Genomic DNA, 12,459 nt, shown 5'->3' on the forward strand with positions numbered 1-12,459 from the left:
GCTACTGATCGCGGCGGATCAGCTGAAGATGAAGGGGACGACCAGACCGATCAGCGCCAGGACCTCGCAGAGGGCGAAGCCGAGGAACATGTTCTGGCGGATGATCGGCATCGCCTCGGGCTGGCGGGCCATGGCCTCGATGCTGTGACCAAAGACCAGACCGATGCCGACACCGGGACCAATGGCGGCGAGACCGTAGGCGACGGCACCGAGGTTGCCGGTGACGCCGGAGGCGGCGGCGAGCTCAAGAGAAGCAGACATGATGTCCCTTGTCCTTGTGATGCGATCCGGTGGGGGGCTTCCCAACGGAGGTCTGTGGGTTGATGGGGCGGAACGCTGCGGGAGCGGTCCGGGTCAGTGGCCCTCGAGCGCACCGCTGATGTACAGCGAGGCGAGCAGCGTGAAGATGTACGCCTGGAGGAACTGGATCAGCAGCTCGAACGCGGTCAGACCGATGGTCAGCACGAAGGAGGCGCCGGAGAAGAGGGCGTTGATCTGCGGGGTCAACAGGTACCAGGTGGCAACGCTGAACATCACGATCAGCATGTGGCCGGCGAACATGTTCGCCCAGAGCCGGACTGCGAGCGTGAACGGCCTGGTGATGACGTTCTGGAGGAACTCCAGGAACACGATCAGCGGGACGATCGGCTTCGGCAGGCCTTCGATCCAGACCAGGTTCTTGACGCCGCCCTTGAATCCGTGGGTCTTGAAGGTGAGGAACATGTAGGTGATCCACACCAGCAGCGCCAGTCCGGCCGGGTAGGCGATCCGCGACGCGACCGGGAACTGCGCGAACGGGATGATGGACATCACGTTCATGATCCACACGAAGAAGAACACCGAGGTCAGGAAGGGGACGAACTTGTCGCCCTTCTTGCCGATAACCTCACGTGCGATTCCACGGGCCACCAGGGTGTAGCCGATCTCGCCGACCAGCTGGAGCTTCCCGGGAACAACCTTCGGCTTCGCGAAGGCCGCCCAGAAGAATCCGACAACGGCCAGCATGCAGATGACCGCGAGCAGCATCGGCTTGGTGAAGTCGAGACTGCCGACGGAGAAGATCGGCTGGAAGTCGAACGAGTGCAGACCGGGTGCCGGGAAGCCGCAGCCGGAGTTGAGGTGACATCCGCTCTCAGCAAGCACTGCCGGTGCGCTACTCACCGTTGACTCCTTCGTCGTGACGCATCAGAACAGCAACCTTGTATGTGTCGGCGCGGCAGGTCGAACCGCGAGTCGGCACGGGAACGTGGATGGCGGGGCGCTTTCGACGGCGTCGACACATGCCCGCCGTAGTCCACTCGGCGTAAGAGCCGAGGGCCGGGCACCCCCGGGACCCCGCGAGGTTCCGGGTACGTCGCATGCCGAGTGGGAGCTCCCCAACTCGGCCGGATGCGACTCCGGACGATACCAGATGGTGAAAGGGGCTTTTCACGCAGCACCGGAGCGCTGCGTGAGGCGCACTGCTCATCGTCGGGGCTCCGCCTCGGACCGCGCCTTGCCGGGGGTCGAGGGAACCGGGTCGACATACAGGGTCTTGCTCTGAAGCGTCCAGCGGACCTGGCCGGCCACCCACGCCAGGGCGGTGGCGAGCAGCGAGAAGCCGAAGGCTCTGCCGCTGAACAGGGTCGTGTGCTTGAAGACCACGATGAAGACGCCCGCGAGCAGGATCTGCACCGCGTACACCAGGAGGCCGGCCGTCATCACCAGCTGCGGACTGTCCCGCGTGATCCGGATCAGAGCGGCGAGACCGGCGCCAAAGAAGACAAAGGCCACAGCGACCGCGACAAGCGCTCCGACCAGGCCGGGGAGCCCGGCCAGGACAGCGCTCAGGACGGCAGCAACAATCCCCACCGGGGCGGCGATGTACGCGGCCCCCCGGAGGATCTGGGCGTCATTGGACGGCATGTCGGCGCCTCCGTCGGCATGTCGGTGGAGAACGGGGGTTCCCGCAGGCGGCTCTCCCGATCCGAGGATCGGTGAACGGAGGGCGCCCAGGGGTGAACCAGGGGTGCGTGCGACCTCTTGCAAACGGCCTAACGGTGCGCCCTGGCTTCTCGTGAACGGTATCACAAACTATTTGATGAGAGCTTTACCAACTTCGTGTGCAAGTTGTCACACTGTCGGACCAGCGCATACGGCCGTTCGAGCCGCCCGCCGCTACCCCTCGTGGCGGCTGCGGCCGCCGGGGTGGCGGCCTGCCCTGGAGGCTGCCGTGCCCAGCCCGTGGAGCAGTTCCGCGTCTTCGGCCGAGAACTGCGGCAGACCGGCGCGGGCGGACTCGGCGCTGCCCTCCGCGGACACCTCCGCGTCCCGGTAGCGGGGCGGGACCAGCGGCTGGATGGCCTTGGGTGCCCGCGGCCGGAACCGCGGCAGCAGCAGCACCACGATGCCCAGCAGGCAGAGCCCGGCACCGATCAGCACCACCACCCGGCCGGTGTCGGTCACCGAGAAGGCCACCGTGCTGAAGGCGAACAGCGCGGCCCAGAAGTACATGATCAGCACGGCCCGGCTGTGCGAGTGGCCGATCTCCAGCAGCCGGTGGTGCAGATGCTGCTTGTCGGCGGCGAACGGCGACTTGCCCGCCCAGGTGCGGCGCACCACCGCCAGCAGCAGGTCGGCCAGCGGCAGCGCCACCACGGTCAGCGGCAGCAGCAGGGGGATGTAGATCGGCACCAGGGCGTGGACCGCCTCGCGCTGCGACCCGGTCTGCTCGGTGATCAGGTCCGGGTCCACCCGGCCGGTGATGGAGATGGACGCCACCGCCAGCATCAGGCCGAGCAGCATGGAGCCGGAGTCGCCCATGAAGATCCGGGCCGGGTGCAGATTGTGCGGCAGGAAGCCCAGGCACATCCCGATCAGCACCGCGCTGAACAGGGCCGCCGGGGAGGCGTCCTCCACCCCGTAGCCGAACAGCAGCCGGTACGAGTACAGGAAGAACGCCATCGCGGCGATGCAGACCATGCCGGCCGCCAGACCGTCCAGCCCGTCGATGAAGTTGACCGCATTGACCATGATCACGACCAGCAGCACCGAGATCAGGGTGCCCTGCATCGGGGTCACCGAGACCGGGCCCACCCCCGGGACGGGGATGGAGATCACGGTGAGGCCCTGCCAGACCATCACACCGGCGGCGACCATCTGGCCGCCCATCTTCACCAGCGCGTCCACGCCCCACTTGTCGTCCAGCACACCCAGCACCCACATGATCCCGGCGCCGGAGAGCAGCGCCTTGACGTCGCTGCCGTTGTGGAAGACCGCCTTGAGGTGGGTGAGGTGGGCAGCCATCAGCAGGCCGGCGCAGAGACCGCCGAACATGGCGATGCCGCCGAGCCTCGGGGTCGGCTCGCGGTGCACGTCACGTGCCCGCACCGGCGGCATCGCGCCCGCCAGGATCGCGAACTTTCGCACCGGGGCGGTCAGCAGATAGGTGACCGCGGCGGTGGTGAACAGCGTCAGCAGGTACTCACGCACCGGGGCCCTCCAACCTCACGCCTCTCATCGCCTGCGGCGCCGCTGAGCGACACCACGGGCCACACCTTATTCAGATGGACGCCCTCCGCGCGCATTGCAGTTTTGTCGACAGTGCAATGTCACCACTTCGGTACCGAGCGCAGAGCCAGTCCACGGACCTCCGCAGCCAGTTCGGCGGACCCTTCGCTGTCGCGCAGCGCCCGCCCCACAAGCCGTGCCACCTCGCCCATCTCCGCGGTGCCCATCCCCTGGGTGGTGACGCACCCGGTGCCCAGCCGCACCCCGGATCCCTCCGCGGGCGGCGCCGTGTCGTACGGCAGGGCGCACTTGCCCAGCAGGATGGAGACCGCCGCGCAGCGGCGTTCGGCCTCCCGTCCGCTGACACCCAGCGAGGAGACGTCCGCGGTGACCAGATGGGTGTCGGTCCCCCCGGTGAGCGGCCGCAGCCCCTGCTCGGTGAGGTCCCGTGCCAGGGTACGGGCATTGTCCACGGCGGCCCGGGTGTAGTCGGCGTACTCCGGCGCGGCCGCCTCCTGGAGCGCCACCGCCTTGGCCGCGACCTCGTGCATGGAGGGGCCGCCCTGGGTGAAGGGGAAGACCGCCCGGTCCAGCCGCTCCGCCAGTTCCGCGGTGCAGAGCAGCAGGCCGCCGCGCGGACCGCGGAGCATCTTGTGGGTGGCCCCCACCACCACGTCGGCATGCGGCACCGGGGAGGACAGCACTCCGCCGGCCACCAGGCCGAGGATCTGCGCCGCGTCGGCGATCAGATACGCCCCCACCTCGTCGGCGACCTCCCGGAACGCCGCCCAGTCGATGTCCCGCGGATAGGAGATGCCGCCCGCCACGATGGCCTTGGGGCGCTCCCGCCGCGCCAGGTCGCGCACCTGGTCCAGGTCGATCAGGCCGTCCGAGCGGCGCACCCCGTAGCCGGTGAACTGGAACCAGCGGCCGGAGAAGTTGGCCCGGGAGCCTGCGGTCAGATGGCCGCCGTGCTGGAGCGACATCGCCAGCACCCGGTCCCCGGGGCAGAGCAGGGCGGCGTAGGCGGCCAGCATCGCCGTGGTGCCGGTGTACGGCTGCACATTGGCGTGGTCGGCGCCGAAGAGCTCCTTGGCGCGGCCCACGGCCAGCAGCTCGGCGGCGTCCGCCGCGGCGCAGCCGGTGTGGTGGCGGCGCCCCGGATAGCCCTCGGCGTACTTGTCCACCAGTGGCCCCGAGAGGGCCGCCAGCACGGCCTGGGAGGCGGTGTTCTCCCCTGCCAGCATCTGGAGGGACTCCCGGCGCCTGGCGGCCTCTGCGGCGAGCACGTCGGCGATCTGCGGATCGGTGCGGCGCAGGGCGTCCGGTGCCTGCCAGACGTGCGTGCGGTCGGAGGTGGCGGACGGGGGCTCGGTGACCGTCATGGCGGGGCTCCGTGAGGTGCGGGGTGGCTCCTGTCCAGCGTAGGACTGGCGTACGGCCGTCGCCCGCGCACGGCACCGGCCCGGGGAGACCGGGCGGCCGGCCCGTCGGTGCGGCAGCGGTGTGCGGCAGCGGTGTGCGGCGCTTGCCGGGCCGGGCGGCGTCACTCTCAGCCGGTCCGGTCGCCGGCGCGGCCCGCCGTCTGTGTGCGGGCTCCCGCCCCTGCCGCAGGCGCCCGGGCGGCGCGGGGAGCCGCGGGGACCCTCAGCAGCGCCGGGCGCCGGTCAGCGCGGTGACCACCGGGTCCAGGGCGTGGAAGATCTCCTCGCCGCAGTTGCGGAACATGCTGATCGGTGCGCCGTACGGGTCGTCGACCTCGTCCGCCTCCGGGGGCGACGCCAGCAGCCAGCCCCGCAGCGCCGCCGCAGCCCGGACCAGGGCGCGGGCGCGGTCGGCCACCGAGGCCCCCTGGAGGGTGTCGGGGAGGGTGGCCGGGTCTATCGTCCGCACCAGCCGGGTGAACTCCTTGAGCGTGAAGGTGCGCAGCCCCGCCGCATGGCCCATGGAGATCACCTGGGCGCGGTGGTCCAGGGTGGCGGTGAGCACCAGGTCGGCGCCGATGACATGTTCGTCCAGCAGCTCGCGGCCGGCGAAGCCACCGGGGTCGGCGCCGTACTCACCGAGCACCGTGGCGGCGTGCGCCTCCATCGGGGCACCCTCGTGGCCCCAGGTGCCGGCGCTCTCCACCAGGATCTGCGCCGCGGCCCGGTCGCCGAGCCGGGCGGCGAGCTCATGCCGGGTGAGCCGCTCGGCGATCGGCGACCGGCAGATGTTGCCGGTGCAGACGAAGAGGATCCGGAAGCGGTCGTGCGAGGCCGGGCCGGGGACCGTCAGGGGCCCCGATATCCGGTGGGGTGCGGTGTGGCCGCGGGGCTGGCCGGGAAGGGTGAGCCGACCCGGCGCCCGGGTGTCGGCGGCCGTCAACTGCCGGCCTCCAGGTCGGGTACGACCTCCCGGAGCTGCGCCTCGCTGACCGCGCCCGCGCGCAGCAGTACCGGGACCTTGCCGGTGACGTCCACGATGGAGGAGGGCACCGCGTGGTCGGCGCGGCCACCGTCCAGGTAGACCGAGACCGAGTCGCCCAGCTGGGCCTCCGCCTCGTCGCAGGTGGCCGGGGACGGACCGCCGGTGAGGTTGGCGCTGGAGACAGCCATGGGACCGGTGGTGTTCAGCAGCTCGATGGCGACCGGGTGCAGCGGCATCCGCACGGCGACGGTGCCGCGGGTGTCGCCCAGGTCCCAGCGGAGCGACGGCTGGTGCCGTGCGACCAGGGTCAGGCCGCCCGGCCAGAAGGCGTCCACCAGCTCCCAGGCGGCCTCGGAGAAGTCGGTCACCAGGCCGTGCAGGGTCGTCGGGGAGCCCACCAGCACCGGCGAGGGCATCGCCCGGCCGCGGCCCTTCGCGGCCAGCAGCTCACGGACCGCGTCCGGGGAGAAGGCGTCGGCGCCCAGGCCGTACACCGTGTCCGTGGGAAGCACCACCAGTTCGCCGCGGCGGACCGCGGAGGCGGCCTCCCGCAGGCCGGTCGCTCGGTCGCTCGGGTCGGCGCAGTCGTAGCGGCGGCTCATCGGTGCAGGCCCCTTCTGTGCTGGCTGATGGTGGTGGTGTGCGGGCTGCCGGTCACGGCACGGCCCGGCGTGCGGTTGCGAAGCGGGGACGGTTGTTGAGGTCGCGGTGGTCTGCCGCGTCGGTCCAGCCGTTGTCCTCGTTGAAGATCCACGGGACCTGGCCGCCCTGGGTGTCGGCGTGCTCCACCACCACGACGCCGCCCGGCCGGAGCAGTCTGGCGGCGACCCGCTCGATCCCGCGGATGGCGGTGAGGCCGTCCTCGCCGGAGAACAGGGCCAGCTGCGGGTCGTGGTCGCGGGCCTCGGGGGCGACGTACTCCCACTCGGTGAGCGGGATGTACGGCGGATTGCTGATCACCAGGTCGAACCGGCCGTTCCAGGAGTGGTCGCCCTCGAAGGCGCGGGTGGCGTCGCCCGCGTGCAGGGTGATCCTGGCCCGGTCGGGGCTGGCGTCGATGTTGCGGCGGGTCCACACCAGGGCGTCCTCGTCCAGCTCGAAGGCGTGGACCGTGGAGCGCGGCACCTCCTGGGCGATGGCCAGCGCGATGGCGCCGGAGCCGGTGCACAGGTCGACCACCAGGGGCTCGGCCACGTCCATCCCGCGGACGGCCTCTATCGCCCAGTCGACCACGGACTCGGTCTCCGGGCGGGGGACGAAGACGCCCGGCCCGACCTGGAGCTCCAGATAGCGGAAGAACGCCCGCCCGGTGATGTGCTGCAGCGGCTCCCTGGCCTCGCGGCGGGCGACGGCCTCCCAGTAACGGGCGTCGAAGTCCGCGTCGGGGACGGTGTGCAGCTGGCCGCGCTTGACGCCGTGGATGTGCGCGGCGAGCTCCTCGGCGTCGAACCGCGGCGACGGCACGCCGGCCGCGGCCAACCGCTGGGTGGCCTGGGCCACCTCGGCGAGCAGCAGGTTCATCCGGCCCCCTTCCAGGTGTACGGGCGGCTTCCGGGCCCCCGAGCGGCGGTGGTGGTTCAGCTCTCCTGGGCCGCGGCGAGCTTGGCCGCCGCGTCCGCGTCCACGCAGGACTGGATGACAGCGTCCAGGTCTCCGTCGAGTACCTGGTCCAAGTTGTACGCCTTGTAGCCCACCCGGTGGTCGGAGATGCGATTCTCCGGGAAGTTGTAGGTGCGGATCCGCTCGGAGCGGTCCACCGTGCGGACCTGGCTGCGGCGGGCGTCGGACGCCTCGCGCTCGGCCTCCTCCTGGGCGGCGGCCAGCAGCCGGGAGCGCAGGATGCGCATCGCCTGCTCCTTGTTCTGGAGCTGGCTCTTCTCGTTCTGGCAGGACACCACGATGCCGGAGGGCAGGTGGGTGATGCGCACCGCGGAGTCGGTGGTGTTCACCGACTGGCCGCCCGGGCCGGAGGAGCGGTACACGTCGATCCGCAGGTCGTTGGGGCCGATCTCGACCTCGACCTCCTCGGCCTCCGGGGTGACCAGCACACCGGCGGCGGAGGTGTGGATCCGGCCCTGGGACTCGGTGGCCGGGACCCGCTGCACCCGGTGCACCCCGCCCTCGTACTTCAGCCGCGCCCAGACGCCCTGGCCGGGCTCGGAGCTGCCCTTGGTCTTCACCGCGACCTGGACGTCCTTGTAGCCGCCCAGGTCGGAGGCGTTGGCGTCCAGGATCTCGGTCTTCCAGCCGACCCGCTCGGCGTACCGCAGATACATCCGCAGCAGGTCACCGGCGAACAGGGCCGACTCCTCGCCGCCCTCGCCCGCCTTGACCTCCAGGATCACGTCCTTGTCGTCGCTGGGGTCGCGGGGGACCAGCAGCAGCCGCAGCCGCTCGGTGAGGTCCTCGCGCTGCGCCTCCAGCTCCTTGACCTCGCCGATGAAATCCGGGTCGTCGGCGACGAACTCACGCGCGGTCTCGATGTCCTCACCGGTCTGCCGCCAGTTGCGGTAGGCCTCGGTGATGGGGGTGAGTTCGGCATAGCGCTTGGACAGCTTCCGGGCGTTGGCCTGGTCGGCGTGGACCGACGGATCCGCCAGCCTCTTCTCGAGGTCGGCGTGCTCGGTGAGGAGCTCTTCGACTGCCTCGAACATGGGTGCTGGCCTTCTTCCGGGCGCTGGGGTCCTGCGGTGGGGTGGGAGACGCGAACGGCGCCGGTCGGGCAGCCCTCCGCAGACATGCTGCGGGGGGCGCCCGGCCGGCGCCGGGAGGTCGCTACTTCTTGACGGCGTGCTGCTTGCCGAAGCGGGCCTCGAAGCGGGCGACGCGGCCGCCGGTGTCGAGGATCTTCTGCTTGCCGGTGTAGAAGGGGTGGCACTGCGAGCAGACGTCGGCACGGATGACGCCGCCCTGGGCGGTGCTGCGAGTGCTGAACTCGGCACCACAGGTGCAGGTCACCTGGGTGACGACGTACTCGGGGTGGATGTCGCGCTTCAAGGGATTCTCCTAGTGATCGGGAGGGTACCGGGTCGTGCGGCTGGTGCCGCTCGTGAACCGGGACCGACGTACCAGTCTGCCAGGACTGGCCGCGTCTTCCCAAACCGGGGCGGGGTCCGTGGTATTCCGCGTGGCGGGTCTCAGCGGTGCAGGACCGCCCAGGCGGCCGCGGAGGCCGACGGGCGGGCCGCGGCGGACGGCCGGGCCCTGCCGGACGGCCCGGGGGCGGCGGACGTGGACGGGTGCGCCGCGTCGGCCGGGTTGGCCGGCTGCTGCCGCAGCACGTCCTTGGGGACCGGCCGGTCGCTCTTCAGCGCCTCCCAGAGCCGGGCCGCCTGCGGCTGGGTGGCCACCACCCGGTTGGGGTCGGTGGGCGCGTAGTGGACGGGCAGGGTGACCAGGGTGAGGTCGTCAGGGCCGATGGCCTTGAGCGTCTGGGAGAGCCCCACCAGGTCGTTCACCGAGGCCAGGTCGGTGTCCGCGGTGATGGACCTGGTGAGGGTGTCGGCGACCTTGAAGAGCTTCACCGGGTTGCCGAGCAGGCCGACGCTCCTGGCCTGCTCCAGGATCGACTTCAGCATCTGGTGCTGGAGCTCTATCCGGCCCAGGTCGCTGCCGTCCCCGATGCCGTGCCGGGTGCGGACGAAGGCCAGAGCCTGGTCCCCGCTCAGATGGTGGGTGCCGTGGGTGAGCTTCAGACGGCTCTGCGGGTCGTTGATGTCCACCGTGGTGGTGACGTCCACGCCGCCGATGGAGTCGATGAAGCTTGCGAACCCCGCGAAGTCGATCTCCACAAAGTGGTCCATCCGCAGCCCGGTGACCGACTCTGCCGTCTTGACCGCGCAGGCGGCGCCGCCCACCTCGAAGGCGCTGTTGAACATGGCACCCGCGACGGCGGGCGCGGTGCTGCCGTCGGCCTTGGTGCAGGCGGGGCGGTCCACCAGGGCATCCCTGGGGATCGAGACCACCGAGGCATGCCTGTGGTCGTGTTCCACATGCACCACCATCGCGGTGTCCGAGCGCGCCGTGCCGTCGTTGGCACCGCCCCCCTTGCGCTGGTTGGCCCCGGCACGGGAGTCCGAGCCCAGCAGCAGGATGTTGAAGGCGCCGTTGGTGGACGCCGGCGGTCGGGCGCTGCCGAGCAGGGAGTTCAGATCGACGCTGGTGATGTTGTGGTTGAGCTTCCAGTACGCGAAGCCGCCAAAACCCGCCGCGACCAGCAGCACCGCCGCGAGTGACAGCCCGGCTATCCGCAACCCGCGCCGGCCGGCTCTCCGCGAGGAGATCGGCTGCTGGTCCTTCTGCTGGTCTGCCATGGCCCTCGGTCCGTCCTTCGTCTGCTCCCACGCATCCGCGCGGGCCGGCTCCCGAATAGGACGAATGGCGACTCCTCTGCGGTTCCTACGACACAGTGGATCACTTCGAGCATACGGGACAGAACAGCCGTTACGACCGCTCCCGGACATGGCCGTGCCCCCGCCGGCAGGTCCGGCGGGGGCACGGTTTCAGAGCATCAGATGTCGGGGTTTCCGACCCCGGCGCCCAGGCTCGGCAGGTCAGCCGAGGATGGTGTACGAGCCGAAGCTGCCACTGCCCATCTGCACCTTGGCACCGAAGGAGCCGTTGCCCTTGCCCGGGTACTCGTACAGATAGCCGTTGGTGAAGCGGATCAGCAGGTCGGCCTTGCCGTCGCCGTTGATGTCACCGGTGGCCGCGAGCGCGTTGGCCGACTTGAAGCCGCTGGCACTCAGCGTGATGCGGGTGCCGAAGTAGCCGTTGCCCTTGCCCGGCCACAGGTAGAGCGCACCCGCGGAGGTGCGGCCCACGATGTCGGCCTTGCCGTCGCCGGTGAAGTCGCCGTGGCCGACCAGCTGGCTGAGGGTCTGCAGACCGGAGCCGACCTGGAAGCGGCTGCCGAAGGTGCCGGTGCCCTTGCCCGGGTAGACCCAGACCTTGCCCGCGCTGTCCACGATCAGCAGGTCCGGCTTGCCGTCGCTGGTCAGGTCACCGGGGGCGACGATCTGGCGGACCGAGCCCCAGCCGGTGGTCAGCTTGGTGTTGATCCAGCTGTACGACCAGAGGTCGTAGTGGCGCCAGTAGAGGCTGCCGTCACTGGTCTTCCGCATGATGACGTCGGTGGCGCCGTCCATGTTGAAGTCGCCCTGGACGACCTTGTTCCAGTACTGCCAGCCCGTGCCGACCGACGCCGTGTACCTCATGGTGGTGCCGAGGTAGGCGTATGCCTGGCCGGTGCTGGAGGAGGTGCGGACCAGCAGGTCGGCCTTGGCGTCGCGGCTCCAGTCGTTCTGCTTGGGCGCGTCCGCGGCGGAGATCTGGGCCTGCGCGGCCGAGGAGAAGGTGCTCACCTTGGTGTACACGTCGTAGCCACCGGCCTGGACGCAGTCGGCGGAGCCCCAGGACACTATGCCCGCGATCCGGCCGGCGACCATCAGCGGGCCGCCGGAGTCGCCGTGGCAGCTGGCCACCGTGGTGGTGTCGCTGCCGGTGCCCGGCTTGCCGGCGCAGATCATCTTGCCGGCGGTGTAGATCGAGTCGGGCGTGGTGACGGCGTCCATCGCGGGCTGGCAGGTGCTGTCCGCGACGATCGGCAGACTGGCCTGCCGCAGCTGTGCGGAGAGGTCGGCGTTGGGGTCCGACGGGGAGCTGGTGAGGCCCCAGCCGTAGACCGTGCCGGTGTTGCCCGCGGTGTAGAGCGCCGTGTCCGTGCTGGAGGCGATCTTGGCCGTGGTGTACGGCAGCGGCGTGTCCAGGGTGAGCACGGCTATGTCGTTCTGCAGCGTGTCCATGCTGAAGGACGGGTGCTGCCACTGCTTCCAGACACGTACGGCCTTGCCGTTGGTGCCGTCCCACAGGCCGGCGGTGCCGCCGACGACCACACCGTTGTGGTGCCAGTCGAGTCCGTCGACGCAGTGGGCGGCGGTCAGCACCTTGGTCGGTGCCACCAGCGTTCCGCCGCAGAACCAGCCGTCACCGGTGGCCGCGTCGTAGTACCAGAGCTGGACCATCCACGGGGCGGAGGTGATGGAGGTGGTGTTCCCCCCGATGATGCGGGGGCTGAAGCCGGTCGAACCGGAGGCCGACGCCCCGGCCGACGGAACACCCTTGATCTTCCCGGCGTGGAGGGCCTTCATGACCCGCTCACCGGCGAAGGCCGTCGAGCGCTGCGACGCGGCGGCGGCGTTGGTGGTGGTGCTTGCGGCAGCGTCCCGGTTGGTGACCGCAGTGCCGGCCCATGCCTCGGAGGCCGCGAAGGCCCCGCCGCCCACCAGGGCGGTGGCCAGGGCGATGGCCGGGAGTTTGGCCCGGCGTATCCGGTGTTTCCCGGGTTCCCGCTGAGCAGGATTCACTCGTTCTCCTGTGGCAGAAGAGAGGCGCCCTCCCCCAGAGGGCGCCTGCAGCAAGGTGTCGGCGGGCAGCCGATGGAAGGGCGCTCTCTGCCGACGCGCTGATGCTAGTGGGACCCAAACACACCATGGTCGACTGGGGTCGAAGTTGTGACAGAACCAGGACCTTGATTGACCGATTCTGTGTCAATCACCCGGG

At 70.5% G+C, this 12,459-nt stretch carries 12 protein-coding genes; all 12 read right to left on the bottom strand.

Annotated features, from left to right (window positions below):
* Nucleotides 1–18 precede the first annotated feature (18 nt).
* The 12 genes from atpE to AB0761_RS14335 all read right to left on the bottom strand — a co-directional run bounded on the left by atpE (nt 19) and on the right by AB0761_RS14335 (nt 12,263).
* Nucleotides 19–261, bottom strand: a complete 243-nt coding sequence (gene atpE / locus AB0761_RS14280; protein ID WP_377269368.1) for an ATP synthase F0 subunit C — start codon at nt 259–261, stop codon at nt 19–21.
* A 93-nt stretch (nt 262–354) separates the two neighbouring features.
* Nucleotides 355–1,161, bottom strand: coding sequence for a F0F1 ATP synthase subunit A (atpB, locus tag AB0761_RS14285; protein WP_377269369.1), 807 nt, complete (start codon nt 1,159–1,161; stop codon nt 355–357).
* A 303-nt stretch (nt 1,162–1,464) separates the two neighbouring features.
* Nucleotides 1,465–1,905, bottom strand: a complete 441-nt coding sequence (locus AB0761_RS14290; protein WP_377274551.1) for a hypothetical protein — start codon at nt 1,903–1,905, stop codon at nt 1,465–1,467.
* 252 nt (nt 1,906–2,157) lie between these two features.
* Nucleotides 2,158–3,471, bottom strand: a complete 1,314-nt coding sequence (locus AB0761_RS14295) for an MraY family glycosyltransferase (RefSeq protein WP_377269370.1) — start codon at nt 3,469–3,471, stop codon at nt 2,158–2,160.
* A 119-nt stretch (nt 3,472–3,590) separates the two neighbouring features.
* Nucleotides 3,591–4,874: a serine hydroxymethyltransferase gene (glyA, locus tag AB0761_RS14300; protein ID WP_377269371.1), complete on the bottom strand. Its 1,284-nt coding sequence runs from the start codon at nt 4,872–4,874 to the stop codon at nt 3,591–3,593.
* Nucleotides 4,875–5,136: 262 nt separating this feature from the next.
* Nucleotides 5,137–5,778 (bottom strand): protein-tyrosine-phosphatase, encoded by a 642-nt coding sequence (locus AB0761_RS14305; protein WP_377274088.1) that lies wholly within the window; start codon nt 5,776–5,778, stop codon nt 5,137–5,139.
* Between the two features lie 74 nt (nt 5,779–5,852).
* Complete coding sequence (locus AB0761_RS14310; protein WP_377269373.1) at nt 5,853–6,500, bottom strand: L-threonylcarbamoyladenylate synthase; 648 nt, start codon at nt 6,498–6,500, stop codon at nt 5,853–5,855.
* 52 nt (nt 6,501–6,552) lie between these two features.
* The gene (gene prmC, locus AB0761_RS14315; RefSeq protein WP_055589272.1) at nt 6,553–7,419 is read right to left on the bottom strand and encodes a peptide chain release factor N(5)-glutamine methyltransferase; all 867 of its coding nucleotides are present in this window, start codon (nt 7,417–7,419) and stop codon (nt 6,553–6,555) included.
* Between the two features lie 56 nt (nt 7,420–7,475).
* Entirely contained in the window at nt 7,476–8,552 is a 1,077-nt protein-coding gene (gene prfA, locus AB0761_RS14320; protein WP_377269374.1) for a peptide chain release factor 1, read from the bottom strand.
* Between the two features lie 121 nt (nt 8,553–8,673).
* A complete protein-coding gene (gene rpmE / locus AB0761_RS14325) occupies nt 8,674–8,895 on the bottom strand; it encodes a 50S ribosomal protein L31 (protein ID WP_377269375.1) in 222 nt (73 codons plus the stop codon).
* 140 nt (nt 8,896–9,035) lie between these two features.
* On the bottom strand, nt 9,036–10,211 hold the full coding sequence (locus AB0761_RS14330; RefSeq protein WP_377269377.1) for an LCP family protein: 1,176 nt from the start codon (nt 10,209–10,211) through the stop codon (nt 9,036–9,038).
* Nucleotides 10,212–10,451: 240 nt separating this feature from the next.
* Nucleotides 10,452–12,263: a trypsin-like serine protease gene (locus tag AB0761_RS14335; RefSeq protein WP_377269378.1), complete on the bottom strand. Its 1,812-nt coding sequence runs from the start codon at nt 12,261–12,263 to the stop codon at nt 10,452–10,454.
* Between the last annotated feature and the right edge of the window lie 196 nt (nt 12,264–12,459).

This window comes from Peterkaempfera podocarpi (assembly GCF_042466665.1).
In the GTDB taxonomy this organism is placed as follows: Bacteria; Actinomycetota; Actinomycetes; order Streptomycetales; family Streptomycetaceae; genus Peterkaempfera; species Peterkaempfera podocarpi.

Coding starts and splice junctions, on each gene's coding strand:
- atpE (WP_377269368.1), bottom strand. CDS start 261: ATGTCTGCTTCTCTTGAGCTCGCCGCCGCCTCCGGCGTCACCGGCAAC.
- AB0761_RS14290 (WP_377274551.1), bottom strand. CDS start 1,905: ATGCCGTCCAATGACGCCCAGATCCTCCGGGGGGCCGCGTACATCGCC.
- glyA (WP_377269371.1), bottom strand. CDS start 4,874: ATGACGGTCACCGAGCCCCCGTCCGCCACCTCCGACCGCACGCACGTC.
- AB0761_RS14310 (WP_377269373.1), bottom strand. CDS start 6,500: ATGAGCCGCCGCTACGACTGCGCCGACCCGAGCGACCGAGCGACCGGC.
- prmC (WP_055589272.1), bottom strand. CDS start 7,419: ATGAACCTGCTGCTCGCCGAGGTGGCCCAGGCCACCCAGCGGTTGGCC.
- prfA (WP_377269374.1), bottom strand. CDS start 8,552: ATGTTCGAGGCAGTCGAAGAGCTCCTCACCGAGCACGCCGACCTCGAG.
- AB0761_RS14330 (WP_377269377.1), bottom strand. CDS start 10,211: ATGGCAGACCAGCAGAAGGACCAGCAGCCGATCTCCTCGCGGAGAGCC.